This is a genomic window from Variovorax sp. Root473, from assembly GCF_001426505.1.
GTDB lineage: Bacteria > Pseudomonadota > Gammaproteobacteria > Burkholderiales > Burkholderiaceae_C > Variovorax.
The window spans coordinates 1,465,269-1,490,157 of the sequence record NZ_LMEV01000017.1; the positions used below are offsets into that span (position 1 = coordinate 1,465,269).

The following is a 24,889-nucleotide window of genomic DNA, read 5'->3' on the forward strand; positions in this document are numbered from 1 at the left end:
CCTTGAACCGGAGGCCCCATGGCACAGATTGGCAAGGCGCCCTGCGACGACACGCTGATCCTGCATGGGGCGAATCCACCCACGGAAGAGGGCGCCTGCCCCGACGCGTCCAAGCCCTGGGTGCTTGCCGCAGCCATCATTGGCTCGAGCATGGCCTTCGTCGACGGCACCGTGGTCAATGTCGCCTTGCCGGCGATCCAGTCCGACCTGCGCGCCACGGCCTTTCAGGCGCAATGGGTGGTCGAGTCGTATGCCTTGCTGCTCGCGGCGCTGCTGCTGGTGGGCGGCGCACTCGGCGACCACTACGGGCGGCGGCGCATCTTTGCCATCGGTGTCGTGGTGTTCGCCGTGTCGTCGGTGGGCTGTGCGCTGGCGGCCAATGTGCAGCAGCTCATCGCGGCGCGTGCGGTGCAGGGCATCGGCGGCGCGCTGCTGGTGCCGGGCAGCCTGGCACTCATCAGCGCGTCGTTTCCCGAGAAGGAACGCGGCAAGGCCATCGGCACCTGGTCCGGGTTCAGCGGCATCACGGCGGCGGTGGGACCGGTGCTGGGCGGTTTTCTCGTCGATCACTTCTCGTGGATCTGGGCTTTTCTCATCAACGTACCGATGGCGCTGCTGGTGCTGTGGATCGTGCACCGCCACGTGCCCGAGAGCAAAGGCGCCGCGGCGCGCGGCGGGCTCGACCTGTGGGGCGCGCTGCTCGCGACGGCCGGGCTGGGCGGCATCGTCTACGCCTTCATCGAGGCGCCGACGCAGAGCTGGCGCTCGCCGGCCGTGCTCGCGGCGCTGGCGATCGGTGGGGTGGGCAGCATGGGCTTCGTCATCGCCGAACGCCGGGCGCGCACGCCGATGCTGCCGCTGTCGCTGCTGCGCATCGGCAACTTCAGCGGCGCCAACCTGCTGACCTTGCTGCTCTATGCGGCGCTGGGCGGCGGGCTGTATTTCTTTCCGCTCAACCTGATCCAGGTGCAGGGCTACTCGGCCACGGTGGCGGGCGCGGCGCTGCTGCCGTTCATCTTCCTCATGTTCGCGCTTTCGGGCTGGGCCGGGCAGCTGGTCGACCGCTTCGGGCCGCGCCTGCCGCTGGTCATCGGGCCGGCCATCGCGGCCGTGGGCTTTGCGCTGTTCGCATTGCCGGACGTGGGCGCGAGCTACTGGAGCGGCTTCCTGCCCGCCGTGGTGGTGCTGGGCTTCGGCATGACGGTGACCGTCGCGCCGCTCACGACCACGGTGATGAATGCCGTCGGGCCCGACCTTGCGGGCGTGGCCTCCGGCGTGAACAACGCGGTGTCGCGCGCGGCGGCAGTGCTGGCGATTGCGGTGTTCGGCGCGGTCATGGCCTGGGCCTTCGATGCGGCGCTGGCCGAGCGCCTGCAGGCGATGGGTGCGTCGCCCGAGGTGCGGAGCTTTCTGGCCGCCGAACGCGACCGGCTGGCCGCGGCCGGTGCACCACCGGGTGCCGATGCGGCCACCGCCGCTGCCGTGAAGCGCGCCGTGGCCGAATCGTTCGTCGCGGGCTTTCGCTGGGTGATGCTGCTGAGCGCCGGCCTGGCCGTGCTGAGTGCGGTGAGCGCCTGGCTGATGATCCGGCGCGTGCCCACGGACACCTCGGCCAACAAGCCATGAGCCAGGAGACACGCGTCCGATGCCGCCAGAACAACGGCCCACGCGCCCGCCTTACGTCGATGTCCTGATCGTCGGCGCCGGCCTCTGCGGTGGCCTTCTCGAATCGCAGCCTGACCGCGTTTCGCGGCACGGCGATGCATGGCCCGGCTGAATACGGCCCCGAAGCACAACGCCGACAGGCAGAAGCACCCGGCGTGCAGCAACTGAGGCCGGGCGGATCTGAGGAGCGCCGAAAGGGAGGTTAGCCCGCGCCCATGCCGTCAGCGGCAAGCGAAATGCCTACCCTTTGGTGAAAACAACTCAGCGACGCTGCGCTAGCAGGTGCCGCCCCAGCGCCTCGACGGCCATGGGTTGACAACGCGCCGTTCGGGCTTTGATACTGAACCCTTCAGTTCATCATCACCCCCCCCAAGGAGATCCCATGCAGAAGATCATTCCCTGCCTCTGGTTCGACGGCAACGGCGAGGAGGCGGTCAAGTTCTACACCGCCATCTTTCCGAAGTCGCGACTGACCGACACGCTGCTCTGGGGCGACGTCAATCCGGCCAAGAAGGGCCAGCTGCTCACGGCCACCTTCGAGCTCGACGGTCAGTCGTTCATGGTGCTCAACGGCGGGCCCGAGTACAAGATCACCCCGGCCATCTCGCTCATCGTGACCTGCGAGACGCAGGAGGAGGTCGACTATTACTGGGACAAGCTGCTCGAGGGCGGCGGCCAGCCCGTGCAGTGCGGCTGGCTGACGGACCGCTTCGGCGTGTCGTGGCAGGTCACGCCGATGCCGCTGATCCGCATGTTCCAGGACAAGGATGCGGCCAAGGCGGCCCGTGCGATGGCGGCCATGATGAAGATGATCAAGCTCGACATCGCCACCGTGAAGAGGGCCTTCGACGGGGAGTGAACCCCGCCGAGGTGCACGATCAGACCAGCCGGCCGATCGCCTTCTTGCGCCACACCAGCCGGTAGTACGCGGTCTGCAGCAGCAGCATCGCGCCGAACGTGACCGGATAGGCGATCCAGATCCCGTCCAGGCCCAGGCCGAAGTGGCGGCTCATGAGCCAGGCCACCGGCACTTCGACGCCCAGGATGCAGACGATCGAGATGAGCGTCGGCACCAGCACCGAGCCGCTGGCGCGCATGATCCCCGAGATCGCCGAGGCCATGCCGAACAGCACCAGGCTCCACAGCATGATGTGCAGCAGGTTCTGCGCAATCTCGATCACCGGTGCGCTGGTGATGAAAAAACCCATCAGCGGGCGCGAGAACAGGTAGCCCAGCAGCACGAGCCCGCCCGTGAGCACGAGGTTCATGCCCAGCGCGGTCTGCACGATGGCGCCGAGCCGGTTGGCGCGGCCCGCGCCGATCGCCTGCGCGCCGAGGATCGACGTGGTGATCGCGATCGAGATGGCCGGGAACTGCACGTAGGCCACCACCTGGTTCACCGCGCCGTAGGCGGCCGTGGCGTTGGAGCCGTAGCTGTTGACCATCGACAGCAGCACCACTTCGGCCAGCGCCACCACGATCATCTGCACGCCGGTGGGCACGCCGATCTTCAGCACCGCCTTGAGCAGGTGCGGCTGGATGCGCAGGCAGCGCACGAACTCCGCGTCGGGCGCGAGCGGGCTTTTTTTCTGGCGCAGCCGGAAGCCCAGCCACGTGGTCGCGACCGCGAACGAGAGCACCGAGGCCCACGCGCCGGCTGCCACGCCCAGCTGCGGCAGGCCGCCCCAGCCGCGGATGAGCGCAGGCGTGACCACCAGGCCGATGGCGGTGGAAATCAGCAGCGTCAGCAGCGGCGTGATGGTGTCGCCCACGCCGCGCAGCATGGCGGTGGCCAGCAGGAACAGGAACACGCCGGGCATCGCGATCAGCATGATGCGGGCGTAGCGCGTGGAGTCGGCCAGCACGTCGGGCGGCGTGCCCAGCATGGCCAGCATCGGCGTGGTGAACAGCCCCCCGAACACCGCGATTGCCAACCCCAGCAGCAGGCCCACGGTGAGCGTGGTTCCCGCCACCGCCTTGGCCTTGGCCGCGTCGCGCGCGCCCCAGGCCTGGCCGATGAGCACCGAGGCGCCGGCGCCCAGGCCGATGATGAAGGCGATGAAGAAGAACATCACCGGGAAGAAGCTCGAGACCGCCGCCAGCGCGCTCACGCCGAGCATCTGCCCGACGTAGATGTTGTTGATGGTGCCGGAGAGCGACTGCAGGATGTTGCTGAGCAACATCGGCGCCAGGAAGAACAGGAACACCTTCCACAACGGACGCGGCGCACCCACCGGCGCCACGGGCACGCCGCGCAGTCCGCTCGAGTTGCCGGGGCTGGTGGTGGTGTTGCTGTTGTCGGGCGCCGCGCTCATGCAGCACCCCAGCCACCGGCCGACAGCTTGTGCAGGTGCACGCGCAGGTCGGTGGGCCAGGGTTCCACGAGGTCGGTGAAGCGTTGGTGCTCGCCCGCGAACAGCGCGCGCGTGGCTTCCTCGAAGCCGGGCAGGTTGCCCGCGATGGCGGTCATGAAGCGGTAGGTGGCTTCGCGCGCGGCGCGCACGGTGTCGCGGTCGGCGTGCACGTGGCGTGCGTCGTCCACCAGCTTGCGCAGCGCCACGGAGGCGCCGCCCGGCTGGCGTGCGAGCCAGTCCCAGTGGCGCGGCAGCAGCGTGACTTCGCGCGCGACCACGCCCAGGCGCGGACGGCCGACGCCGCGGGGCGCGTCTTCGTGTTTCTCGGCTTCGAGCGCGGAGGTTTCGATGGCCTTCGGGTCGCGCAGATCGACATCGAGCTGCTCGCCGGTCTGGTCGTCGAACACGAGGCAGGCGGCGGCATCGCCACGCTCGCGCAGTTGCGTGAGCACCTGGGCCTTGGTGCCGGCGGCGACACGCTGGAAGCCGGCAAACGCAGTGAATGTGGTCGGTAGTTCGTCGGGTGACATGCGGATTCTTTTCGGGTTGTCGATCCGGGCGGAACGAAACGAGGTTCGTAATCTACCCGCAGGACGGTTCAGGCGTGCGGCGTGTCGTGATCGCACAGCGCCCGCAGCGCGGCATGCAGGTCTGGCAGGCGTTGCGGGTCCAGCGATTTCACGGCGTCGACGCAGATCGCTTCGACGGTGGTGATGGCGGCTTGCATCAACTTCTTTCCGCCGCTGCGAATAATCGCATGGCGTCGGGGGTCGCCATCGGTTCCCGTCGTGCGCTCGGCCAGGCCGGTCTTTTCGAGCAGCACCATCTTGCGGATGAGCGCGGACATTGGCAACCCCAGCGTGTGCGCGAGTTCGGCCATCGGCATGGCGCCGCTGCCGCCCCGCAGCAACAGGTGGAGCAGGGTGAAGTCGTCGTAGTCCAGCCCGTGGAAGGCGCCCAGGTCTTCGTTGAGCTTCAGGCTCAGGCTGGCGTGGGCGCGGCCGAGGTCGAGGCAAAAGCCCAGTGCGTCGGTGCTCATGGCGTGTTGTAGCCCTTGTCGGTGGTGCACTGGAGCTCCTCGCGCCAGAGCTCCAGCAGCTTTTCCAGTTCGGCCGCGCGGTCGAAGGCGGGTTCGTCGCGCTCCTTTACCCGGTCGATCACCTCGAAGCTGAAGTGCGTCGCGCCCTGCGCGACCCAGTCGCGCTGCAGCGCCTTGTTGCGGTGCGAGCGCAGGTTCAGCTCGAAGCGGGCGCGGTTCATGGCGCCTTCGACGTCCAGGCTGCCGGCCACGTAGACGCGGCCGTCCATCAGGTTGCGAATGACGAAAACGCCGGCGGGGCGCACGCTGTCCTTGTATTGCTTGACGAGGGTACGCCGCGCTTGAGGAGACGGATTCGGAGAGGGGTTCATCTCCAAATATTACCCGGGCAAAATATAAAACACAATACACCCGGGTAAAAATAAACTCAGCCGGCGCGCAGCCGGTGCCAGCCGCGCAGCACCCGCCGGTGCACCGCCCGCACGATGCGCCAGGGGCGACTTTCGCGCACCCGTGTCAGCACCTGGTCTTTCCATGCTTTCCAGCGCGGGTACCAGCGGGCGAACCAGGCCAGGCGCATCAGCGAGCCTTCGACCAGTTGGAAGATCCGCGCGACCACGGCCGTGCCCGCGAGCTTGGCCAGCAGCAGCACGGCCATGCCGCTGAACGCGTGGCCGCGCCCGAACAGGAACAGCGCCAGCAGCTTCACCGGAAAGAGCAGCAGCATCGGCACGAAGAACGCGAGCAGGGCGCCCCAGGGCGGCAGCGCGCGCAGCAGGTTCTCGAGCCGCGCCCAGAAAGGCAGGCGCGCCAGCCGCGCGACCAATGCCGCGAGCGGGGCCCAGCCCCATTCCTCGAACAGCAGCACCGGCACGAGGATCGTGGTGGCAACGGCGCGAAACAGGGCGCGCAAGGCGCGCACGAGGGGGTTGTGCATGCGCGAAGGGTATACGCACACGGCCGCGCGCCGCCGGAACCTTGCGGACCCGGCGGCGCATCGTTCGAAAAGCGGCGTCTGCGCGCCTGCCTACTTGCGGCCGACGCTGCTGTCTTCCGCCGGCCGGAAGAACAGGTATTCACCCCGGCCCAGTTCAGGCGTCACTTCGTAGCCGCTGCACCGCGTGACGCTGCACTGGATGATCACGACGCGCGGCCAGATGGTGGCCGAGGTCGGAAACCCCGGCATGTACTGCGGCACGTGCCAGACGCCGTAGTCGCCCACCGGCTCGGCGTTTTCCGTGCCGCTGGCGTTCTGCAGGCCGCTGCCCATGGGCATCCGCTCGATGGGGATGATCGGCGTGGCGGCCATCGACGCCGTTGCCACGCAACAGGCGGCCAGCCAGAGAGGAATGGTCCTGGTGTTCATGGTGATGGACTCCAGATCCGACCTCATTGCGCGTCGGCCGGTGCTGCAGCTACCTCGTCGGCCGAGTCAGCCAGGCGGCGCGTGAGGCGCGCTTCCAGGATGTCCTGCGGCGGGGCCAGCGCGACCGGTGCCACGGTGCTCACCATCACCGGTGCCGGTTCCGCGGCAGGTGCAGCGGCTTCTTCGGTAGACGCTGCAGCCACGGGGGCCGGTGCCACCTCCGGCGCAGACGCCGGGACGGCGGCCGCGGCGGGCGCGGGTTGCGGTGCGGGCTGTTCCTGCACCGGGGCCGCCATGGGCATCGCCTCGACCAGCGTGGCCGGTGCGGCGGGCTGTTGCACCGCCACGACCGGCGCGGGGGCCGGGGCCAACGCGACAGGCGCTGCCGGTGCCACAGGCGCCACCGGCTGGGGCACGGCCACTGCCACGGGGGCCGGCACCGGCACGGGCGCTGCGGCCACAGGCGCCGCCGGACGTGCCGCCACCGGTGCACCGCTGCCCGATGCCTGCGGTCCGAACGCACTCACGCGTTCTTCGGCGGTCATCGACTGTGGGCACTTCGAGCCGGTCATCTCCAGCGCTGCCTGGGCCTGCGGGTCCATGCAGTCCATGGCCAGCGACGCTGCCTTCATGCCCTTGTTCCAGAGCTCGCGGCTCATCTTCAGGCGCTTGCAGTGTTCGTCCGTCCAGGTGGTGCCGAAGCTCACGCCGATGCCCGCGCTGTTCGCGCTGGCGCTGGAGCTGCCCATGCAGGTGTCATTGCTGGTCGTCAGATTCGGGCCGCTCACGGAGGGCACGTTCTTGACGGTGTAGCTGCCACGGTAGTCGACGACGCTGGTCGTCGCACCCGTGTTGTTGATGTTCTGTGTGCTGTTGCTGTCCACCGTGGCTCGGCTGGTGACATCCGAGGGGGCAGAGCTGTTGAAGTTCACCGCCTGGGTATTGCCCTGTGCGTTCGTGGTGGCCGAGCTCGACGACTGGTTGTTGGCGCCACCCGCCGTTGTTTGCGCCAAGGCGCCCGCGGACAAGCCCAGCAAGGTCAGGGCGATCAATGTTTTCATTTTTTCGACTCCTTTGGGAAGCAGGGGAAGGGCGTGCCCCTCCCCGTTTCTGGTCCAACAACCGATCTACCCGATCGCTCAGGGAGCGTTGGCGGTTGCGCCAGCGATCGCGCCGCCAGCCGTGCCGCCACCGTTGCTGAAGGTCGCTGCATTGCCGAGGTGGAAGTTGACGACGCCCGTCGAACCGCCGGTCGAACCCGCCGTGGCCGAAGTGGTCGTGCCGTTGACGATGCCGTTGACTGCGCCGGAACTGGCGTTGAAGCCAGCCGTCGTGCCCGAGGTGCGTGTCACCACAGCCAGACCACCGCCAGGACCTGCAGCCGTTGCTGCGGTGTTGTTGGTGGTCGAGCCGGCTGCGCCGCCAGCAGAACCGCTCACCGGATTCGCACCGCCGCCGGCGTAGTTGGCATTGGCTGACGAAGTTGCATTGGCCTGTGCATTCGCACCGCCTGCTGCGGCGCCGTTGCCGGTCGTTGCTGCCACGCTGGTCACGCTACCTTGGGTCGTTGCCGTGCCGCCTGCCGTTGCGCCGCCGACGCGCAGGAATGCGTTGCCTGCTGCGCCGCCCGCTGCGTTGGCCGTGGCCGACGAGCTGGAGTTGGCCGCGTTGTAGCTCAATGCACTACCCGTTCCGGAGCTGGCGGCCGTCGAGCCAGCCGAACTGGAGGAGCCGGTCGTGGTGTTGGTGACGGCGAGCGCCACGCTGCTACCGGTTGCGGTCCCGATGCCAGCCACGAGAACCACTGCCATGGCGATAAGAGTCTTCTTCATGATGCTTCCTCGATAGTGTTGAAACGAACCCGATCGCCGGCGAATCCGGCCATCAGCTAACGGTCAGCGAGCACGGATTGAATGGATTCCGTTGCGACCGGGATGCAGTTTCAGTGGGGGGGAGCGAAGCCCAAATGCCCCAGGCTGGGTAGAGCATGGCTATGGCGAAAGCAATGTCCGAAGCCACTTCCGGGGGCGGTACCGAATCGGTTTTCCGCCGTGTCTCCCTCGTGGTGACTATCACTTTCGTTCACACTCAGGCAATATTGCAACGAAATGAAACCAAGGTAATCAAAAAAGCCGCCAGCCAAAAAAAGAGTAGATATCGATTAACTTTTGTTCACGAAGTCGAGACTTTTTTCTGTGACAAGGGGACTTAAATGGAAAACGAACACGACATTTCATTGACCGAAGTAGGTGGTGGTGCTAGGAAATTCTCAAATCCTGGTCAATTTGGCGGCCTTTTGGCCCCCTCGGCAGATTCCCTGCCGTGGCCCGACTACCTCACCGGTCAGGAAACCAAGCCCGTTCGTGTCGTGCTCGTCGACGACGATCCCTTTGTCCGCCGCGTCATCGCCCAGGAACTGCTGGGCGACCTGCGCATCCAGCTGGAAGGCCAGGCCGGTTCCCTGCGCGAGGGGCGGCGCCTCTTGATGCAGCATGAGTTCGATGTGCTCATGGTCGACATCCGCCTCGGGGACGGCAGCGGATTCGAGCTCATCGAGGAAGCCAAGAAACACCGCAGCGCCGCCGAGATCATCGTCATTTCCGCGCTGGAAGACGAACCCCAGGTGCTGCATGCGTTTGAACTCGGCGCCTCGGGCTACCTGGTGAAGAACGCCTGGTTCCAGAGCTACGCCCAGGCCGTGCTGCAGGTGGTCAACGGCGGCGCCGCCATCACCCCCCGGCTGGCGCGCCGGCTGCTGGTGCACCTGGACCACCAGCGCTCCAATCCGAGCCCGGTGCGCCCGCCCGACAGCAAGGCGACCCTGTCGGCACGCGAGCGCGAAGTGTTGCGACTTGTAGCCACCGGATATGTGACGGAAGAGATCGCGCTGCAGCTCACCATCAGTGCCCAGACGGTGAACGCGCACGTGAAGAACATCTACCGCAAGCTGCACGCCCACACCCGCGCGCAGGCAGTCAGTTTCGCCTCGCACCGGGGGCTGCTCTAGGGCGCGCCTGGGGCGCACCGCGTTCGCAGCGGAGCCATCGATGCCCGCGCCGTTGCCTCCGCTGCCGCCGTATTTCCTGGAGGACCAGTTCGTGTGGCTGTCCATCGCCGCGTGGTGCGTGCTCCTGGTCTGGCTGTGGCCGCGTGCCTCGCGCCAGCGCATGCTGCTATGGGTTGGGCTGGCCTGCGCGCTGCACCTGACGCCCGTGGTGGGGCAGGTGATCCGCGCCACCTCGGCGATCACCGCGCTGGGCACGGAGATGCCGGCTGCCTTCTGGGCCCTGCAGGGCGTGAATATCGCCGTGCTCTGCATGATCGTCGGCACCTGGTACCTCTCGCGCCGACGCCTCGTGCGGTATCGCCAGGCCCAGGCCGTGCTCGCCGAGCGCCGCCGCATCGCCAGCGACCTGCATGACGGCGTCGGTTCGCGGCTGGTGGCGCTCATGGCCAGCTACGACCCGCGCTCCGCCGACGCCCGGGAGTTGTCGATGGCCCTGCAGGCCTGCCTGCTCGAACTGCAGATGACGGTCGACTCCCTCGACGACCAGGCCGACACCCGCATCGGCGAACGATTGGGTCACTTGCGTTACCGCCTGCAGCCGGCGTTCGACCGGCTCGGCATCGCGCTCGTCTGGAACGTACAGGATGTGGCGCTGTCGCCGCCGATGAGCTCCGAGGTCGCGATGCAGCTGTGCCGCATCGCGCAGGAGGCCTTGTCGAACGTGCTGCGGCATTCGCAGGCGACCCGCGTGGAAGTGCGCTTTGGCCCGCGCGAACGTTCGCACGGGCTGGTGCTGGAAGTGCTCGACGACGGCCGCGGCCTGGATACCGCAACCGGCGAGCCCGGCGGCAAGGGACTGCGCAGCATGCGCGAGCGGGCCGACGCATTGCACGGGGAACTGGAGGTCATGGACGTGGCGCCGCACGGGCTGCGCATTCGGCTCGTCATGCCCGGCGAAGTGCAGCGGCCGGCAACGGTCGCGGCGGAGGTTGAAAGTACGTTGTAACAGCGCCGCAAGGGCGGCTGGCAGGAGGCGCCTTCGCCTATGGCAAACTTCCGCGCTTTGCCAGGGACGCGCTCAAGACATGCAGAAAATCATTCGCCAGCTCGCCGTTGAAATCAAGGTCGGCGAGCACCAGGTGAAGGCCGCCGTCGAACTGCTCGACGAAGGCGCCACGGTTCCGTTCATTGCCCGCTATCGCAAGGAAGTCACGGACGGCCTCGACGACATCCAGCTGCGCGAACTGGAAGCCCGCCTGTCTTACCTGCGCGAACTTGAAGACCGCCGCGTGGCGGTGCTCAAGGCCATCGACGAGCAGGGCAAGCTGACCCCCGAGTTGCGCGCCGCGATCGAATTCGCACCCACCAAGCAGGAACTCGAAGACCTGTACCTGCCGTTCAAGCAGAAGCGCCGCACCAAGGGCCAGATTGCCCGCGAGTTCGGCATCGAGCCGCTGGCCGACAAGCTGCTGGCCGACCCCACGCTCGACCCCGCCGTCGAAGCCCAGGCTTTCCTGCAGCCCGCCACCACGCTGGACGACGGCAAGCCGGGTCCCGATTTCTCCACCGTCTCGCTCGTGCTCGACGGCGTGCGCGACATCCTGTCCGAGCGCTGGGCCGAAGACGCTGCCCTGGTGCAGGGCCTGCGTGAATGGCTCTGGAACGAAGGCCTGCTCAAGTCCAGCCTGATGAGCGGCAAGGACGAGAACAACGCCGACGTCGCCAAGTTCCGCGACTACTTCGACTACGACGAGCCTATCGGCCGCGTGCCTTCGCACCGCGCCCTGGCCGTGTTCCGCGGCCGCGCGCTCGAAGTGCTCGACGCCAAGCTCGTGCTGCCCGTCGAGCCCGAGCCGGGCAAGCCCAGCATCGCCGAAGGCAAGATCGCGCTGCACCTGGGCTGGAGCCACGCCGGCCGTCCGGCCGACGACCTGCTGCGCAAGTGCGTGGCCTGGACCTGGCGTGTGAAGCTGGCGCTGTCGACCGAGCGCGACCTGTTCACCCGCCTGCGCGAAGACGCCGAAAAAGTCGCCATCAAGGTGTTCGCCGACAACCTGCGCGACCTGCTGCTGGCGGCGCCTGCCGGCCGGCGCGTCGTGATGGGCCTGGACCCCGGCATCCGCACCGGCGTGAAAGTGGCCGTGGTCGATTCGACCGGCAAGCTGGTCGAGACCGCCACCGTGTTCCCGCACGAGCCGCGCAAGGACTGGGAAGGCTCGCTGCACACGCTGGGCAAGCTGTGCGCCAAGCACGGCGTGAACCTGATCGCCATCGGCAACGGCACCGCCAGCCGCGAAACCGACAAGCTCGCCGGCGACCTCATCAAGCTGCTGGCCAAGATGGCCGCGCAGGCCGGTGCGCCCGAAATGACGGTCGACAAGGTCGTGGTCAGCGAAGCCGGCGCGTCCGTGTATTCCGCCAGCGAATTCGCCTCGCAGGAAATGCCCGACGTCGACGTGAGCCTGCGCGGCGCCGCCTCCATTGCGCGCCGCCTGCAGGACCCGCTGGCCGAACTCGTGAAGATCGACCCGAAGAGCATCGGCGTGGGCCAGTACCAGCACGACGTGAACCAGAGCGAACTCGCGCGCACGCTGCAGGCCGTGGTCGAAGACTGCGTGAACTCGGTGGGCGTCGACCTGAACACCGCCAGCGTGCCGCTGCTCAGCCGCGTGTCGGGCCTGTCGGCCAGCGTGGCCAAGGCCGTCGTGCGCTGGCGCGAAGCCAACGGCGCGTTCTCCACGCGCAAGCAGCTGCTCGACGTGACCGGCTTCGGCCCCAAGGCCTTCGAGCAGAGCGCCGGCTTCCTGCGCATCCGCGACGGCGCCGACCCGCTGGACATCACCGGTGTGCACCCCGAAACCTATCCGGTCGTCGAGCAGATCATCGTGAAGACCGGCAAGCCGATCGCCGAGCTGATGGGCCGTGCAGACATGCTCAAGACGCTCAAGCCCGAGCTGTTCGCGAACGAGAAATTCGGCGTCATCACGGTCAAGGACATCCTGGGCGAACTCGAGAAGCCCGGCCGCGACCCGCGCCCCGACTTCAAGGTCGCGCGCTTCAACGACGGCGTGGACGACATCTCCGACCTCACCGAGGGCATGATCCTCGAAGGCACCGTGAGCAACGTGGCGCAGTTCGGCGCCTTTGTCGACCTCGGCGTGCACCAGGACGGACTGGTCCACGTGAGCCAGCTGAGCCACAAGTTCGTCAACGACGCCCGCGAAGTCGTCAAGACCGGCGACATCGTCAAGGTCAAGGTGATGGAAGTCGACGTGGCCCGCAAGCGCATCGGCCTGTCGATGAAGCTCGACGCCGCCCCCGCGCGCCGCGACGGCCCGCGCGACAACCGCTTCGAAGGCGCAGGGCGCGGCCAGCAACAAGGCCGGCGCGACAACTCGCCGCAGCCTGCCGGGCAGATGGCCAGTGCGTTTGCGAAGCTGCAGGGGTTGCGCAAGTAACCGCCAGCAGATCGAAGGTCACTCCGTTAAACTAGTCATCTAACTAGTCTGATGGGGTGGCGCCAATGAAAACCTGGCCGGTACAAGACGCGAAAGCGCGTTTCAGCGAATTCCTGGAGGCCTGTCTGAATGACGGGCCGCAAATGGTCACCCGGCGCGGTGCCGAGGCGGCCGTGCTGGTGCCGGCCGCGGAATGGCGGCGGCTGCATGCCATCGCCAAGCCCTCGCTCAAGGAGCTGCTGTGCACCGACGAGGCGCGCACCGAGTTCCTCGTGCCCGAGCGCGGCGCCGCGCGCAGGCGACGCGTCACCCCGGCCCGTTGAAGGCGCGCGCGGCATGTACCTTCTGGACACGAACGTCATTTCCGAACTGCGCCGGCTTCGTCCTCATGGCGCCGTCCTGGCGTGGCTGGCGCCCATTCCCGACAGCGAGCTTCACCTGTCGGCCGTGACGCTGGGAGATATCCAGGCCGGCATCGAACTCACGCGCGAACAGGATGCCGCGAAGGCGGACGAGATCGAGCAATGGGTCGAGCTGGTCGCTGCGTCGTACAACGTCCTGCCGATGGATGCGAAGACCTTCAGGCTGTGGGCCCGGCTGATGCACCGCAGCTCCGTCACGCTGTACGAAGACGCCATGATCGCCGCCACGGCGAAACAGCACGGGCTGACCGTCGTCACGCGCAACGTCGGCGACTTTGCCGGCTTCGGTGTCGAGGTCTTCAATCCTTTTGAAACGGGTGCCGCATGAAGGCCCTGCGCATCTACGCCGGCCCCGCGGCCCGCGCGCACATCGAACAGCACGGCCTGCGCCCGCAGGACGTGCGCACCATCCCCGGCGCGGCGGGCGGTCCGAAGGGGCTGATCCTCGGGCCGCTCGACCGCTTCATCTTCGGACGCTGGCTCACGCAGTCGAGCCAGCCGGTGGACCTGGTGGGGGCGTCGATCGGCGCGTGGCGGCTGGCGACGGCGTGCCTGTCGGACCCGGAGGCGGCGTTCGGGCGCTTCGAGCACGACTACGTGCGCCAGCAATTCGAAGTGCCGCCGGGCCAGAAGCGGCTCAGCCCGCATCAGCTCAGCGAACGTTTCGCGGAGAGCCTGGACGCTTTCTACGGCGGACGCATCGGCGAGGTGCTGGGCCATTCACGCTACCGGCTGCACGTGGTGACCTCGCGCGGGCGCCACATCCTCGGGCGCGAGGGCAGGGCGCGCACGCCGGTCGGCTACCTGGGTGCCTTCGCGAGCAACAGCCTGCACCGCAAGAGCCTGGGCGCCTGGCTGGAGCGTTGCGTGTTCTCCACGCCCGGCGCGGCCTTGCCGTTCGGCACGACCGACTTCCGCACGCGCCAGCACGCACTGAGCGAGGCCAACTTCAACCGGGTGCTGCAGGCCTCGTGCTCCATTCCGTTCCTGCTGGCCGCGGTGCACGACATTCCGGGCGCGCCGCGCGGTGCCTACTGGGACGGCGGCATCACCGACTACCACCTGCACCTGGACTACCAATCTGCCCATGACGGGGCCGACGATGGCATCGTGCTCTACCCGCATTTCCAGCAGGCGGTGGTGCCGGGCTGGCTCGACAAGGGGCTGCGCTGGCGCCACAAGTCGACGCGCTTTCTCGACCGCATGGTGGTGCTGGCGCCCAACCCCGAATGGGTGAAGACATTGCCGCACGGCAAGCTGCCCGACCGCAAGGACTTCATCCGCTTCGCGAACGACGCGCAGGCGCGCATCGCGGCCTGGGGCCAGGCCACGCGCGAGGCCACGCGGCTGTCGGACGAGTTCGAGGCCTGGCTCGGCGACGACGGGCGTTCGCGCGACATCCTGCCGCTCTGAGCCCGCGCGGCCACGTCGGGGACAAACCCTGAGCATCTGCGTGCGAGGGCGCTTCGAGAATGGTCCGGACCATTCATCGACGCAGCCACTCCAGGGAGTCCCAACCATGCCGCACGCCGTGCTCTCACGCCGCCGTTTTTCTCTTGCCACCGCTGCAGCTGCCGCCAGTCTTGCGGCGCCGTCCTTCGCGCAGAGCACCTGGCCCAACAAGCCGATCCGCATCGTCGTGCCCTACACACCGGGCGGCTTCACCGACCAGATGGCACGGCTGGTGCAGGCGGGCCTGCAGACGCGGCTCGGCCAGCCGGTGGTGATCGACAACAAGCCGGGCGCCAACAGCCTCATCGGCGTCGATGCCGTGGCCAAGGCCGCGCCCGATGGCACGACCTTCGGAGTCGTCATCGCCGCCTACGCGGCCAACACCACGCTGTACCCCAAGCTGCCCTACGACCCGCGCAAGGACCTCGTGGGCGTATCGCTGATGGGGGTGTCGCCGCTGCTGGCGGCGGTCAACAACGACGCGCCGTTCAAGACCGCGCGCGAGCTCATCGACTACGCACGCAAGCATCCCGGCAAGATCAGCTTCGGCTCGTCGGGCAACGGCTCGGCCGCGCACCTCACGAGCGAGCTGTGGAAGTCGCTCACGCAGACCTACATGATCCACATCCCGTACCGCGGCGCGGTGCCTGCGCTGACCGACCTGATGGGCGGGCAGATCCAGCTGTTCTTCGATGCGCCCACGGGCCTCATCAACCAGGGCAAGGCCGGCAAGGTGCGGCTGATCGGCGTGGCCGGCGACAAGCGCCTGCCGGCCGTGCCCGACGTGCCCACCTTCATCGAACAGGGCTTCGCGGGCTTCACCGGCAGCACCTGGGCCGGCATGCTGGCGCCGGCGGGCACGCCACGCGACATCGTCAAGCGCATGTCGGAGGAGGTGGCGCGCATCATCAAGAGCGACGAGACGCGCGCCAAACTCGACGCCATGGGCACCTTCCCGGCGGGCAGCACGCCCGAGGAGTTCGACGCCTTCATCGCCGCCGAGACCACCAAGTGGGGCAAGGTGATCCGCACCGCGGGCGTCAAGCTGGAGTGATCGCCCCGCGCGGTCTCAGGGCGCCAGCACCAATACCTTGAACTGGCTGGGCACGATGCGCATGCCCACGATGTTGCAGCGGTTCTGCACCGCCAGGCTGGTCATGCGGGTGCAGGGCGTGCCCTTGAGCAGCACCGTGAACGCGCCGGTGATGTGGCGCGACGGTCCCATCACCGTCTGCGACACCACGCCCATCAGCACGCCGGCGTTGTCGCCATTGGTGATCGGCGTGGTGGTCGCCATGTTGTGTACGGGCGTGCCGCCGTACAGGATGTTCCAGGCGTTGGGCAGGGCCGTCGGCCCCAGCGCGATGTTGGGGTAGGGCACGGGCAGCGCGGGCGGTGTCTTGCAGACATCGGGAAATGCGAGGTCCATTCCCATCATCTGTGCGTTGGCGAACATGGTTCAGCTCCTTTTCTGCATCAACCCATGTGGATCTGTTCGGCGTCGACCTTCACCAGCGCCTGGCTGGTGACGAAGGTGTTCTTGGCGTGCAGGCGCAGGCTTTCCGAGGCCTGCATGTCGATCTGTCCCGCGCGCACCTGCTCGACCTCTTCGGTGAGCCGAAAGCTCGAGCGCGTGAGCAGGCTCAGGCGGTCGAGCACGGTCTCCAGCGTGCGGCCCACGAAGCGGGCGACCAGCGTGGTCACGCGCACCTCGGCGCCGCGGTAGGCCATGTCGGTGATGTCGACGGTCGCCTTGTCGGCCTGAAGTGTGAACGCCGAGGCGTGCAGCGCAATGCCGCCGCGGCGCGAGCGGATCGTGAGGTCGCCGTCGGCCACGAGCTGCGACTGGCCCGGGTCGGCCTGCGTGACGACGGCGATCAGGAACAGCTGGTCGCGCTGCGGTCCGGCCACGAGCACGACATCGCCGGTGGCCGGCTGCAACAGGCAGCTGGCGGCGCGCGGGCAATGCCACGGGGCACCGCCGACCTGTGGTTCGACGACAAAGCGGCCATCGGGCAGCGCCTGCACGACGGTGCCGAGCGCGCTGCCGGTCCAGGCCGGCGCGGCGGCCGAAGGCAGCGGCTTGCGCAGCAGCGCGTGCATCTCGGTGATGCGAACGTCGAAGGTGTCCGATTGCGACGAGGCCGGTTCGCGGAAGGCTGGCTGGTTCATGGCGAGGTGTCCTGTGGATCGATCGGCAGCGGCCGGCCGAAGGTGTCGCGGCCGGCACGCTGGGGACGGCTCGCACGGGCCGCGGAAAAGCGTTCGGCCTCGAACAGCGCCGGGTCGCTGTCGAGCACGCCGAGGCGGTCGCTCCAGCGCACGCCGGTCTGGATCGCGCGGTGCATCTGCGTGCGATGGAAGGTGGCGCCGCGCAGGTCGGCATCGCCGAGGTCGGCGTAGGAGAAATCCGCGTACACGAGGTGGCTGCGGGCGAACGCGGTGCGGCGGCAGCTCGCGCGGTGGAACACGCATTGTTCGAGCCGTGCGTCCGACAGGTCGGCGTCGTCGAGCCGCGCACCGACCCACAGGCTCTGGTCGAAGTGACCGCCGCGCGCGTCGGCCCGTCGCAGGTCGGCTTCAGGGAACAGGCACTGCGGCGCCTGCACGCCCGACAGCACCGCGCCTTCCAGCTTGGCACCCTTGAAGTTGCACTGGCTCAGCCTCGCGCCAGCGAAACTGCAGCCCGTCAGATCGGCGTCGATGAACTGGCACAGATGAAACGACTGCGCCGCGAAGTCCTGCCCCGCGAGGTCGGCCTCGCCGAAGATCACGTTGTGAAAGCTCGCGCCCTTGAAGTGCGTGCCGCGCAGCGCCGCGCGGTAGAAGACGGTGGTGTTCAGCGCGACCTCGTCGAAGCGCGTGCCGTCGAGGCGGCACTCGCCGAACACCGACTTCGTGAGGTCCGCGCGCATGAAGCCCGCGCCGTCGAGCGTGCTCTGGTGAAAGGTGGCCTGGCCCGCCTGCGCTTCGGTCATGTCGGCACCGCACAGATCGGCCTCGTTGAAGACCGCGTGCGCCATCGCCGTGGACCGCAACCGTGCGCGGGGCAGGGCGCAGCGGTGGAAGGCGGCGTGCTGAAGGTCGGCGGCGTCGAGCATCGCGTCGTCGAAGCGGCAGCTGTCGAACACCGATTCGCCCAGACGCGCGGCCTGCAGGTTGGCGCGGCGGAAGTCGCAGGCGCCGAAGCTGCCGCCACGCAGGTCCATGCCGTCGAAGTTCATGCCCTGGAAGTCCTGGTCCTGGATGTGTTCGCCGCCGCGGATCTTCGCTGCCAGCTCGGCCGGCGTCATCGCACCGGATCCGAGGCCCGGCGCGGGAGGGTCTTGGCCTGTTCGAGGTGCGCGCCGCGCGTTTCGGTCACGCCGTCGATCAGGGTCTGCGAGACATCGGCGCGGAACAGGTTGGCCCCGCGCAGGTCGGTGCGGACCAGGCGGGCTTTCTGGAGGCTGGCGTGCATGAGGTTGGCGCCGCGCAGCGAGGCCTGCGTGAAGTCGGCGCGGATGAAGAGGCTTTCGGGCGCATCGCAGTCGCTCAGGTCGGCGCCCGTGAGGCTGCAGGCCGAGAGGTCGCAGGTGTCGAGCGTGGCACGCACGAAGCGCGCGCCGTCCAGCGGCATCTCGCGCAGGCCGCACTGCACCAGCGTCGCATCTTCGAAGTCCATGGTGCGCAGGCTGCTGGTGCCGACGAAGCAGGTGGTGTGCAGGGTCGCACCCCGAAAGACGATGCCGGTGTCGCCCGGTGTGTGGGCCCAGGCGCAGGCTTCGAGCTTGGCCGCGCTGAAGTCGAGCCGCTCGGCGATGCACGAGATCAGGCCGACCTTGTGGAGCACGGCGTTGCGAAAGCTGCAGTCCTGGAGGCGGGTCTGTTCGAGGAAGGTCACGTAGGAAAGGCGCGCTGCATCGAAGCGGCAGTGTTCGACCTGCAGGCCGAGCACGGTCAGGTGCTCCAGCGAGGCTTGCGAGAAGTCGCAGTGGTCGAAGTGCGTCTGCTCGAGCGTGGTGTGGTGCAGCTGCGCGCCGGCGAACACGGTGCCGACGCAACGGGCCAGGCTGAGGTTCGCGCGGTGCAGCACACAGCCCGCGAGCGAGGCGCGCGAAAGGCGCGCACGCACGAGCACGGCCTCGGTGGCATCCGCGCCATCGAGCCGGGCGCCTTCGAGGTTCGCGTGTTCGAGCAGCGTGCGATGCAGGCGCGCACCGCGCAGGTCCATGCCCGACAGGTCGGCGCCCGTGAGGTCCATCTCCGAGAGGTCGCGCGTGGTGGCCATCGCGTCCTGGACGCGCCGGCGCGCCTCGGTGGCGTGTTCGCCTTCGAGCACGTCGGCGGGCGACTGGTGCTGCGCGCCCATGCGGTACATGTCGATCAGTCCGCGCTGGCCTTTCTCGACCACCGCCGCGAAGGCCTGCTGCTGGGCAGGCGGCAGCGCGGACGTGCCCGTCGCGGCGGCGATGCCGAACATGCCCTGCAGCACGGCCTGCGCATCGAAGGCGGGCGGGCCCTTGGCCGTGGTGCGCTCGACGCCGGCCACCAGCGCACCCGAGTCGAAACCGACCTGGCGCGACTCGGCCGCGTTGAGCCGTCCTGCACGTTCGAGTTCGCGCCGCCCGTCTTCGAGCGCCTGGCGCTGGTCTTGCGTGAAGCGCCGAGTGCGCTCGACGAACTCGGGCAGCTCGGCCAGCGTCGGCATCTTTCGGAATGGCTCTGGCATCGGCCGTTCGCGCAGCAGGCGCGGATCGTGGCCGGCCTCGCGCGCCTGCTGCATCATGTCCGCGCGCAGCCGGTCGCCGCGCTCGCGCATGTTGCGCACCATCGCGGATTCCTCGCCGTCGTCCAGCGTGTCGAGCCAGGGTCCGAGGGCCTGCGTGGGCAGCAGTTCGTCGTCGCGGGCCGCATGCAGCGCGCCGGTCTCGGGATCGCAGCGGCGCTGGAGGAGGGCGAAGTAGTGCGCCAGCGGACGCGGCGCATCGCTCGCGGCCTCGATGGCCGGCATCACGTGCGTCACGTCGTCGGCGTCGTCTTCCACGATGTCGATCTCGCCGTGATGGATCAGCGCCACCTGTCCGCGGTGCGGAAAGAACCACGCCGTGGTGAGACGCATGGGCACCTCGTCGAACTGCTCGGGCTCGCGGCCGCGACCGCTTCGACGTGCGATGAAGGCGCGCGCACGCCAGTCGGGCAGCCGCCCGCGCTGCACCGGTTGCGTGGGGTGCATGTGCCAGATCTCGTAAGGCGTGCCGCCGGGGATGTGGTCGCGCGCGGGCCAGCGCTGTTGCGGGGGCGCGGCGTTGAAGAAGCGCCAGTCCATGTCCTCCGCAAAACCGGGGAACAGGTGCTCGCGCCAGTGGCCGTCGTACTGCCGGCCGATCAGGCGCATGCGGCTGGGCCGGGTCAGGTCGATCGCGCCGAAGCCGGCGGGCTCGGTCTCGCGATCGGGCCGGTCGATGCGCTGCTGCGGGTCTTCGATGTTCGGCAGGCGCTGCACCTGCAGGCCGTTGACGGTCTCGAGTGCGTGGCCGATGCCTTGCGGGTTTTCGGCGAAGCCGGGGCCGCCATAGGCGCGCTTGGCGTCCAGCCTCATCGATTCGAAGGGCTGCGGCGCGGTGGCGCGGCCGTCGAGCCAGAAGCGGTCGCCGAACACCAGCAGCTGGCGCGAAAGCTCACCCACGCGCATCGCGACCGCGCACGCGGTCTTGTCGTCCTGGTGGTGCGTGTAGGCGTGGCCGGTGGCCAGGAACTCGGCGTCGGGCTTCGGAATGCCCAGGTCGATGGCGCCGGTGGGACCGAGCTCTTCGGCGGCGATCTTCCAGAACTCCGGCTCGGGCAGCAGCACGGGCGCGTCGTCCATCGACACCATGCCGATCAGCGTGACGCCCAGGCGCTGTTGGCGGCCCCGCAGGAAGGGGCGCGTGATGACGCTCAGCCGCAGCGGCTTGACGGTTTTCAAGGCGCGGCTAGCTCCGTGCGGGCGCCATTTCGAGCGGCGTGCGCTGCCGGTCGACCGCCACCACGTCGGGATGCGCCGGGTCCTGGACCAGGTGCAGCGTCGCGCCCGGCACCGCGAGGCGGGGCAGCAGCAGCTCGTCGACCAGCGTGCACAGCACCACGCTCGGCACCGGGGACGACGGTGGCATCTGCAGCGTGAATTCGAGCGCCACCATGCGCTGGCCATGGCTGCCCGGGCTCGTGAGCTGGTGTTCGGAGCGCCGCACCTGCGCCACCACGCCGTGCGTGGCCACGCCCGAGAGACCCAGGCGCTCGCCGATGCGCCGCTCCTGCGTGTACTTGCGCTGCTCGCGCGTGGCCGTGATGACCACCGCGACGCCGGCCAGCAAAGCCCCGCCCATCATCACGGCGAAGACGCTCCAGAGGACCTGTTCCCAGATAGGCATTGGCGATGCGATCGATCGGCGGCTCAGACCTTCACGGTCATCGCCTTGGCGGCGAAGGCCAGGCCGCCGCTGGCGATCTTCATGCCGATGTTCGCGACCTTGAGCATCTTCCCCTCGATCTCGGTGGCCGAGTTCTGCGAGCGGAACACCGCCACGTCGAGCCGGATGCCCGAGAACTGCGAGTTGAGGATGTAGTTCTGCTGGCGCAGTCCCCACAGGTCGAGCGCCAGCCCGACCGCCGAGAAACGCATGCCCACGCCGCCCGCGCGACGCCAGCGCCAGTCGTTGCTCTGCGCGTAGTTGTTGATGTAGGTCTTCGAGTTGTTCGTGTAGTCGTTCGTGATGTTCTTGTAGGTGTTCGACGTCGTGTTGTAGACGTTGGTGTTGATCACGTGCTGTGTCGTGTTGTGGATGTGGTTCGTGGTGTTGAAGGTCACGTCCGGCGAGGTGTGCACGGTGGGGCCGGTGACGGTGGTGGTCGACGGGCCATTGACGAGCACGGTGTTCGAGGTGTTGATCGTGTCGTTGCGGCCCGCGCTCACGAAGCGGATTTCCTGCCCGTCGATGGTGCCGTTGAAGCCGCCGCTGATGGCGAGCGTCACGCCGCCGGAGATGGTGTCGCTGAGCCCGCCGCTGAGCGTGCGCGTCTTGCCGCCCGTGATGCGCTGCGTCACGCCGCCGCTCACGGTTTCGCTGAAGCCGCCCGTCACGTCGCGCGTGTCGCCGCCGGTGATGGTCTCCTTGGCGCCCGCGGTGATGTCGCGCGTTTCGCCGTCCTGGTAGGTGGCCGACTCGTGGCCCTTGATGAGCGTGGTGCGCGTGCCGTCGGTGGTGTGGGTTTCGTCGGCTTCCACTTCGACGTCGAGATTGCGTTCGGCGTGCAACAGGATCTGCTCGGCGCCCGTGCGGTCCTCGAAGCGCAGCATGTTGGCCTGGTTGGCCGCGCCGCCGGTGCTGGAGCGCGTGAGGATGCCGCTGGCCGTGGCGTTGGCCGGCAGTTCCCACGGCGGCATCTGGTCGCTGTTGTAGACGCGCCCGGTGATGATGGGACGGTCGGGCTCGCCGCCGATGAAATCGACGATCACTTCCTGGCCCACCCGCGGCATGTGCATGGTGCCGTAGTTGGCGCCGGCCCAGTTGCTCGACACACGCACCCAGCACGAGCTGTTCTCGTCCGACTGGCCGTAGCGGTCCCAGCGGAACTGCAGTTTCACGCGGCCGAAGCGGTCGGTCCAGATTTCCTCGGGGCCGACCACGGTGGCGGTCTGCGGGCCATTGGTGCGCGGGCGCGGCGTGGTACGTGCGGGCCGGTAGGGCACACCCGAAGGCAGCACGGTGAAGTCGAACTCGCACACCGACTCGCTGCTGCCGCCGCTCGAGTACTCGGGCTCGCGCAGGTCGTAGCGCGTCTCGGTGACGAGGTACTCGCGGTTGTCGGCCTCGCGCGGACAGTGCGTCATCTCGAACAGGTGGCCCGGCGCCATGCCCACCACGTTGGTGTGGCCCGAGGCCAGCTCGTGCGCGCACTGCAGCTCCTGCAGGCGGATCTTCGCGTACGTGTCGCCTTGCTGGTGCTCGCTGTAGCCGCCGAGCCACTCATAGACTTCGTAGGTGGCGTGCTCGTGGCCCTTGGGGTCCTGCTGCACGCTTTGCAGCGAGGCGCGCGACTTCTTGAAGTCGAAGTCGTCGAGCATCACGCGGCCCGAGGTGATCTGCTCGGCCACGCGCCAGCGGTCGATGCAGGGTTCCAGCGCATTCACCACGCGATCACGCGGGCGATACGGAATACGGGCATGACCCGGCAGCTTGCGGTAGCCGCCCGCATCGTCGGTCAGCACGAGCAGGTGCGACCCGTTGCCGTGCTCGAAGTGGTACGCAATGCCTTCATGCTCCATGAGACGGCTCACGAAGGCGAAGTCGCTCTCCTGGTACTGCACGCAGTATTCCCACGGGCGGTAGCTCCCCGTGAGGCGCTTCTCGAACTGGAAGCCGTACTTGCCCAGCACGGCATCGAGCACCTCGGGCACGCTCTGGTTCTGAAAGATGCGGCAGTCGCTGGTGCGCGTCAGGTACCACAGCCAGGGCTGCACGAGCGCGCGGTAGATGTAGTGGCGACCGGTTTCATTGGCGCGACCGACCAGCTCGAAACGAACCACGGTGCCGTTGAGGTAGCGCGGCGCGCCGTCGTCGGCAATGGCCAGCGTGAGGGAGGTGCCGAGCAGGCGCTTGAGGTCGAGGTTGAAGCTGGTGCTGACCATGTCGACCTCGAACTCGAAGAGTTGCGAGAGTCCTTCGTGCCCCCGCATTGCGCGGAACTTGAGCTGCTCGGGGCTCAGGACGGTATGGACTTGAACGGTACGCGGCATTCGGCACTTCCCTGACCCCTCGGGCTTTCACGGATGCGAAGCCTCTGCGGATGGGTCGTGGACAGTATGAAAACGCCGCGTGTCACATCCATGACGCGCCCATGCAAAAGGCCGTCGAGAACGGCCTTTTGTGAAACGGATTGCACGCCTGCGCAGCAGGAGTGACGCAAAGGTTTTACATCGACGTTTCGAGCATCGCCTTGTAGTCGTCGCGCGTGGCCAGCCGCGGGTTGGTCTTGTGGCAATGGTCGGCCATGGCGCCGTCGATGATCTGTTCGAACATCGCGGGCGTCACGCCCACTTCGGCCAGGCCCTTGGGCAGGCCCAGGCGCGCGTTCATGTCGCGGATCGCGTGGCCGAGGTCGCCGGCCGAGTCCAGGTGCATGGCCTGCGCCATGCGCTGCAGGCGCTGTTCTTTCTGTACCGACTCGGCGCCGGCGTTGAAATGGATCACCGCGGGCAGGAAGAGGGCGTTGAGCGTGCCGTGGTGCAGGCGCGGATCGACGCCGCCCAGGCTGTGGCTCAGCGAATGCACGCAGCCCAGGCCCTTCTGGAAGGCCATGGCGCCCTGCATCGACGCGCTCATGAGGTTCAGGCGCGCCTCGCGGTCGCTGCCGTCTTTGGTCGCGCGTTCGATGTGGCCCCAGGCGCGCTCCAGGCCGTCCAGGCCGATGCCGTCGGCGGGCGGATTGAAGGCGGCCGACATGAAGGTCTCCATGCAGTGCGCGATGGCGTCCATGCCGGTGGCCGCGGTGAGGCGGGGCGGCAGGCCGAGCGTGAGTTCGGGGTCGCAGATGGCGGCCTTGGGCATGAGGAACCAGCTGTGAAAGCCCAGCTTGCGGTGGTCGTCGACGATGACGATGGCGCCGCGCGCCACCTCGCTGCCGGTGCCGCTGGTGGTGGGCACGGCAATGAGCGGCACCGCGCGCTCGGTGATCTTGGGCGAGCCGCCTTCGATGGTCGCGTAGGTCTTGAGCGGGCCTTCGTGCGTGGCCGCGATGGCCACGCCCTTGGCGCAGTCGATGGCGGAGCCGCCGCCCACGGCGATCAGGCCGTCGCAGCGGCCGCTGCGGTACAGCTCGACGGCGGCGCGCACCGCGGCCTCGGTCGGGTTGGAGGGCGTCTGGTCGAACACCGAGACCTCGAGATCGGCGATGGCATCGAGTGCCTTCTGAAGCACGCCGGCCGCGCGCACGCCGGCGTCGGTGACGATCAGGGGGCGGTTGATGCCGATGCGCGCGCACTCGCTCGACAGGAGCTTGATGGCGCCGAATTCGAACTGGATCTGGGTGAGGTATTGGATGAGGGCCATGAGGGGAAACGCCCGAGGGCAGTACGATTGCTGACCGTTCGAATCTAACAAGAGGG

General features: G+C 68.2%; 24 protein-coding genes. 9 read left to right on the top strand and 15 right to left on the bottom strand.

Annotated features, from left to right (window positions below; translation table 11 throughout):
- Positions 1-18 precede the first annotated feature (18 nt).
- Both ASD34_RS20210 and ASD34_RS20215 read left to right on the top strand, forming a co-directional pair.
- Positions 19-1,626 carry an MFS transporter gene (locus ASD34_RS20210; RefSeq protein ID WP_056580928.1) on the top strand — a complete coding sequence of 536 codons (1,608 nt, stop codon included), beginning with the start codon at positions 19-21 and terminating at the stop codon, positions 1,624-1,626.
- 421 nt (positions 1,627-2,047) lie between these two features.
- Positions 2,048-2,524 (top strand): VOC family protein, encoded by a 477-nt coding sequence (locus ASD34_RS20215; RefSeq protein ID WP_056580931.1) that lies wholly within the window; start codon positions 2,048-2,050, stop codon positions 2,522-2,524.
- Between the two features lie 19 nt (positions 2,525-2,543).
- Here the strand turns inward: ASD34_RS20215 and ASD34_RS20220 are convergent, their stop codons facing one another.
- The 8 genes from ASD34_RS20220 to ASD34_RS27205 form a co-directional block, all read right to left on the bottom strand.
- Positions 2,544-3,980: an MATE family efflux transporter gene (locus ASD34_RS20220; protein WP_056580933.1), complete on the bottom strand. Its 1,437-nt coding sequence runs from the start codon at positions 3,978-3,980 to the stop codon at positions 2,544-2,546.
- On the bottom strand, positions 3,977-4,549 hold the full coding sequence (locus ASD34_RS20225) for a DUF2239 family protein (protein ID WP_056580936.1): 573 nt from the start codon (positions 4,547-4,549) through the stop codon (positions 3,977-3,979). The genes ASD34_RS20220 and ASD34_RS20225 overlap by 4 nt, the downstream gene beginning before the upstream one ends.
- 68 nt (positions 4,550-4,617) lie before the next feature.
- The gene (locus tag ASD34_RS20230) at positions 4,618-5,058 is read right to left on the bottom strand and encodes a MarR family winged helix-turn-helix transcriptional regulator (RefSeq protein WP_056580939.1); all 441 of its coding nucleotides are present in this window, start codon (positions 5,056-5,058) and stop codon (positions 4,618-4,620) included.
- Positions 5,055-5,429, bottom strand: a complete 375-nt coding sequence (locus tag ASD34_RS20235) for a GIY-YIG nuclease family protein (protein WP_056580942.1) — start codon at positions 5,427-5,429, stop codon at positions 5,055-5,057. Before ASD34_RS20235 ends, ASD34_RS20230 begins: the two co-directional genes overlap by 4 nt.
- Before the next feature lie 56 nt (positions 5,430-5,485).
- Positions 5,486-5,995: a hypothetical protein gene (locus ASD34_RS20240; RefSeq protein ID WP_056580945.1), complete on the bottom strand. Its 510-nt coding sequence runs from the start codon at positions 5,993-5,995 to the stop codon at positions 5,486-5,488.
- Between the two features lie 90 nt (positions 5,996-6,085).
- Positions 6,086-6,424: a hypothetical protein gene (locus tag ASD34_RS20245; RefSeq protein ID WP_056580948.1), complete on the bottom strand. Its 339-nt coding sequence runs from the start codon at positions 6,422-6,424 to the stop codon at positions 6,086-6,088.
- A 23-nt stretch (positions 6,425-6,447) separates the two neighbouring features.
- On the bottom strand, positions 6,448-7,485 hold the full coding sequence (locus tag ASD34_RS28330) for a hypothetical protein (protein WP_235510141.1): 1,038 nt from the start codon (positions 7,483-7,485) through the stop codon (positions 6,448-6,450).
- A gap of 78 nt (positions 7,486-7,563) precedes the next feature.
- A complete protein-coding gene (locus ASD34_RS27205) occupies positions 7,564-8,256 on the bottom strand; it encodes a hypothetical protein (protein ID WP_082548854.1) in 693 nt (230 codons plus the stop codon).
- 380 nt (positions 8,257-8,636) lie between these two features.
- On the opposite strand from ASD34_RS27205, the gene ASD34_RS20260 reads away from it, so the two are divergent.
- From ASD34_RS20260 to ASD34_RS20290, 7 genes are all read left to right on the top strand, one after another.
- Positions 8,637-9,431: a LuxR C-terminal-related transcriptional regulator gene (locus tag ASD34_RS20260; protein WP_056580951.1), complete on the top strand. Its 795-nt coding sequence runs from the start codon at positions 8,637-8,639 to the stop codon at positions 9,429-9,431.
- 40 nt (positions 9,432-9,471) lie between these two features.
- Complete coding sequence (locus ASD34_RS20265) at positions 9,472-10,437, top strand: sensor histidine kinase (protein ID WP_056580954.1); 966 nt, start codon at positions 9,472-9,474, stop codon at positions 10,435-10,437.
- A gap of 79 nt (positions 10,438-10,516) precedes the next feature.
- On the top strand, positions 10,517-12,889 hold the full coding sequence (locus ASD34_RS20270) for a Tex family protein (RefSeq protein WP_056580957.1): 2,373 nt from the start codon (positions 10,517-10,519) through the stop codon (positions 12,887-12,889).
- A 65-nt stretch (positions 12,890-12,954) separates the two neighbouring features.
- Positions 12,955-13,212, top strand: coding sequence for a type II toxin-antitoxin system Phd/YefM family antitoxin (locus ASD34_RS20275; RefSeq protein WP_056580961.1), 258 nt, complete (start codon positions 12,955-12,957; stop codon positions 13,210-13,212).
- 13 nt (positions 13,213-13,225) lie between these two features.
- Positions 13,226-13,639 (top strand): type II toxin-antitoxin system VapC family toxin, encoded by a 414-nt coding sequence (locus tag ASD34_RS20280; protein ID WP_056580964.1) that lies wholly within the window; start codon positions 13,226-13,228, stop codon positions 13,637-13,639.
- Positions 13,636-14,724 carry a hypothetical protein gene (locus tag ASD34_RS20285; protein ID WP_056580967.1) on the top strand — a complete coding sequence of 363 codons (1,089 nt, stop codon included), beginning with the start codon at positions 13,636-13,638 and terminating at the stop codon, positions 14,722-14,724. Before ASD34_RS20280 ends, ASD34_RS20285 begins: the two co-directional genes overlap by 4 nt.
- A gap of 106 nt (positions 14,725-14,830) precedes the next feature.
- Positions 14,831-15,817 carry a tripartite tricarboxylate transporter substrate binding protein gene (locus tag ASD34_RS20290; RefSeq protein ID WP_056580970.1) on the top strand — a complete coding sequence of 329 codons (987 nt, stop codon included), beginning with the start codon at positions 14,831-14,833 and terminating at the stop codon, positions 15,815-15,817.
- Between the two features lie 15 nt (positions 15,818-15,832).
- On the opposite strand, the gene ASD34_RS20295 is transcribed toward ASD34_RS20290, so the two are convergent.
- From ASD34_RS20295 to ASD34_RS20325, 7 genes are all read right to left on the bottom strand, one after another.
- Positions 15,833-16,219, bottom strand: coding sequence for a DUF4150 domain-containing protein (locus ASD34_RS20295; protein ID WP_056580973.1), 387 nt, complete (start codon positions 16,217-16,219; stop codon positions 15,833-15,835).
- 20 nt (positions 16,220-16,239) lie between these two features.
- A complete protein-coding gene (locus ASD34_RS20300; RefSeq protein WP_082548857.1) occupies positions 16,240-16,935 on the bottom strand; it encodes a DUF3540 domain-containing protein in 696 nt (231 codons plus the stop codon).
- Positions 16,932-18,056 (bottom strand): pentapeptide repeat-containing protein, encoded by a 1,125-nt coding sequence (locus tag ASD34_RS28500; protein ID WP_056580975.1) that lies wholly within the window; start codon positions 18,054-18,056, stop codon positions 16,932-16,934. The genes ASD34_RS20300 and ASD34_RS28500 overlap by 4 nt, the downstream gene beginning before the upstream one ends.
- Positions 18,053-20,710 (bottom strand): DUF2169 domain-containing protein, encoded by a 2,658-nt coding sequence (locus tag ASD34_RS20310; protein ID WP_056580979.1) that lies wholly within the window; start codon positions 20,708-20,710, stop codon positions 18,053-18,055. The genes ASD34_RS28500 and ASD34_RS20310 overlap by 4 nt, the downstream gene beginning before the upstream one ends.
- A 7-nt stretch (positions 20,711-20,717) precedes the next feature.
- Positions 20,718-21,155, bottom strand: a complete 438-nt coding sequence (locus ASD34_RS20315) for a hypothetical protein (protein ID WP_056580982.1) — start codon at positions 21,153-21,155, stop codon at positions 20,718-20,720.
- Between the two features lie 23 nt (positions 21,156-21,178).
- A complete protein-coding gene (locus ASD34_RS20320) occupies positions 21,179-23,521 on the bottom strand; it encodes a type VI secretion system Vgr family protein (protein ID WP_056580985.1) in 2,343 nt (780 codons plus the stop codon).
- A 175-nt stretch (positions 23,522-23,696) separates the two neighbouring features.
- Positions 23,697-24,833 carry an iron-containing alcohol dehydrogenase gene (locus ASD34_RS20325; RefSeq protein ID WP_056580987.1) on the bottom strand — a complete coding sequence of 379 codons (1,137 nt, stop codon included), beginning with the start codon at positions 24,831-24,833 and terminating at the stop codon, positions 23,697-23,699.
- Positions 24,834-24,889 lie beyond the last annotated feature (56 nt).

Excerpts from the sequence above, each read along its gene's own strand:
- ASD34_RS20265 (WP_056580954.1), top strand. The coding sequence starts at position 9,472 with ATGCCCGCGCCGTTGCCTCCGCTGCCGCCGTATTTCCTGGAGGACCAG.
- ASD34_RS20260 (WP_056580951.1), top strand. The coding sequence starts at position 8,637 with ATGGAAAACGAACACGACATTTCATTGACCGAAGTAGGTGGTGGTGCT.
- ASD34_RS20245 (WP_056580948.1), bottom strand. The coding sequence starts at position 6,424 with ATGAACACCAGGACCATTCCTCTCTGGCTGGCCGCCTGTTGCGTGGCA.
- ASD34_RS20235 (WP_056580942.1), bottom strand. The coding sequence starts at position 5,429 with ATGAACCCCTCTCCGAATCCGTCTCCTCAAGCGCGGCGTACCCTCGTC.
- ASD34_RS27205 (WP_082548854.1), bottom strand. The coding sequence starts at position 8,256 with ATGAAGAAGACTCTTATCGCCATGGCAGTGGTTCTCGTGGCTGGCATC.
- ASD34_RS20215 (WP_056580931.1), top strand. The coding sequence starts at position 2,048 with ATGCAGAAGATCATTCCCTGCCTCTGGTTCGACGGCAACGGCGAGGAG.
- ASD34_RS20225 (WP_056580936.1), bottom strand. The coding sequence starts at position 4,549 with ATGTCACCCGACGAACTACCGACCACATTCACTGCGTTTGCCGGCTTC.
- ASD34_RS20275 (WP_056580961.1), top strand. The coding sequence starts at position 12,955 with ATGAAAACCTGGCCGGTACAAGACGCGAAAGCGCGTTTCAGCGAATTC.
- ASD34_RS20220 (WP_056580933.1), bottom strand. The coding sequence starts at position 3,980 with ATGAGCGCGGCGCCCGACAACAGCAACACCACCACCAGCCCCGGCAAC.
- ASD34_RS20240 (WP_056580945.1), bottom strand. The coding sequence starts at position 5,995 with ATGCACAACCCCCTCGTGCGCGCCTTGCGCGCCCTGTTTCGCGCCGTT.
- ASD34_RS20315 (WP_056580982.1), bottom strand. The coding sequence starts at position 21,155 with ATGCCTATCTGGGAACAGGTCCTCTGGAGCGTCTTCGCCGTGATGATG.
- ASD34_RS20290 (WP_056580970.1), top strand. The coding sequence starts at position 14,831 with ATGCCGCACGCCGTGCTCTCACGCCGCCGTTTTTCTCTTGCCACCGCT.
- ASD34_RS20210 (WP_056580928.1), top strand. The coding sequence starts at position 19 with ATGGCACAGATTGGCAAGGCGCCCTGCGACGACACGCTGATCCTGCAT.
- ASD34_RS20280 (WP_056580964.1), top strand. The coding sequence starts at position 13,226 with ATGTACCTTCTGGACACGAACGTCATTTCCGAACTGCGCCGGCTTCGT.
- ASD34_RS28500 (WP_056580975.1), bottom strand. The coding sequence starts at position 18,056 with ATGACGCCGGCCGAGCTGGCAGCGAAGATCCGCGGCGGCGAACACATC.
- ASD34_RS28330 (WP_235510141.1), bottom strand. The coding sequence starts at position 7,485 with ATGAAAACATTGATCGCCCTGACCTTGCTGGGCTTGTCCGCGGGCGCC.
- ASD34_RS20270 (WP_056580957.1), top strand. The coding sequence starts at position 10,517 with ATGCAGAAAATCATTCGCCAGCTCGCCGTTGAAATCAAGGTCGGCGAG.
- ASD34_RS20300 (WP_082548857.1), bottom strand. The coding sequence starts at position 16,935 with ATGAACCAGCCAGCCTTCCGCGAACCGGCCTCGTCGCAATCGGACACC.
- ASD34_RS20230 (WP_056580939.1), bottom strand. The coding sequence starts at position 5,058 with ATGAGCACCGACGCACTGGGCTTTTGCCTCGACCTCGGCCGCGCCCAC.
- ASD34_RS20325 (WP_056580987.1), bottom strand. The coding sequence starts at position 24,833 with ATGGCCCTCATCCAATACCTCACCCAGATCCAGTTCGAATTCGGCGCC.
- ASD34_RS20285 (WP_056580967.1), top strand. The coding sequence starts at position 13,636 with ATGAAGGCCCTGCGCATCTACGCCGGCCCCGCGGCCCGCGCGCACATC.
- ASD34_RS20295 (WP_056580973.1), bottom strand. The coding sequence starts at position 16,219 with ATGTTCGCCAACGCACAGATGATGGGAATGGACCTCGCATTTCCCGAT.
- ASD34_RS20320 (WP_056580985.1), bottom strand. The coding sequence starts at position 23,521 with ATGCCGCGTACCGTTCAAGTCCATACCGTCCTGAGCCCCGAGCAGCTC.